This is a genomic window from Haloferax sp. s1 (assembly GCF_058382125.1).
On record NZ_JBZRPK010000100.1, the window covers coordinates 1 to 1,034 of the forward strand.

Annotated in this window: 1 protein-coding gene; it reads right to left on the reverse strand. The window is 54.8% G+C overall.

Annotated elements, in window-relative coordinates; all coding sequences use genetic code 11:
* A partial coding sequence (locus QT222_RS00690) for an archaea-specific SMC-related protein (protein WP_491475975.1) occupies nt 1–905 on the reverse strand: 905 nt, incomplete at its 3' end.
* Between the last annotated feature and the right edge of the window lie 129 nt (nt 906–1,034).

Here is a 1,034-nt window from a genome sequence, read left to right on the forward strand (position 1 = left end):
GCACTCGCCACACCCGTGTTGCTGCCGGAGAGCATCGACTCGTTCGCGCGGACGATGTTTTGAATCTCGTTCATCTGCGATTCGAGTTCGCGGACGCGCTCGCGACGCGACTCCAATCGAGATTCGAGTTCTTCCGGAGAGTTGGTCGTCTCGTCGGGCAGTTCGTCGAGCGCTTCACGAATATCTGCTTCGTCGTCTCGAAGTGCTTCGAGACTCTGTCGCTCCGTTTCGAGTCGGAAACGAACGTTTTCGAGCGTCGAACGGAGTTCGTTAAGTTGGTCAAGAAGTTCGTCGTCGCCATCATCGGACCGCTCTGCGGTCTCGATTTCTGCTTCGAGTTCTTCGAGTCGCTCGTGGGCCTGTTCTATCTTATTGTCGAGTTCGGCCTCTCGCTGCTCCAGATTTGCGATGGTCTGGTCGATGTTATCGCTCTCACGCAGTTTGCTATCGATTTTCCGGCGTTCAGCCTCCAACTGCGTAATCTTCGCTTCGATAGCGGTGGTGTCGACGGGACGCATGATGAGTTCACGCAGGTCGTCCCCCCGCTCGACCGCACGGCGTGCCTCGTTCGACTCCAGAAGGAATGCAAAGAGGTCGGCAAGTTCCGGGTCAGAAAGATACGGGTTACCGCTCGTAACGACGTTCGAGCCCTGTCGTTTGAGGACGCGAGTGTACGTCTCATCGCCGAATGTCAGGCTGACTTCGCCCTCGTCAGCATCCGCCTTCAGCGATGCTGTATCGCTCCCGAGCGCGGCCATCAACGCCTGTAAGAACGAAGTACGGTTAGTAGCATTTCGGCCCACGAGAATCGTGATGCCGGGTTCGAATTCGACACTCGTGTCTTCGATTCCGCCAATGTTTCGCGCTTCGACGGTAACGCCGGTAGCGCGACTCGTGACAGTCATAGCGTGATACAATAATCCGATTCAGATAATGGTTCGGATTCGATTACACCCGTATTGATGTAATGGAAACCATTATGGATGCGGTTCTCTTTCTACTCACATATGCCTGATAATCGACCGAATCCAACT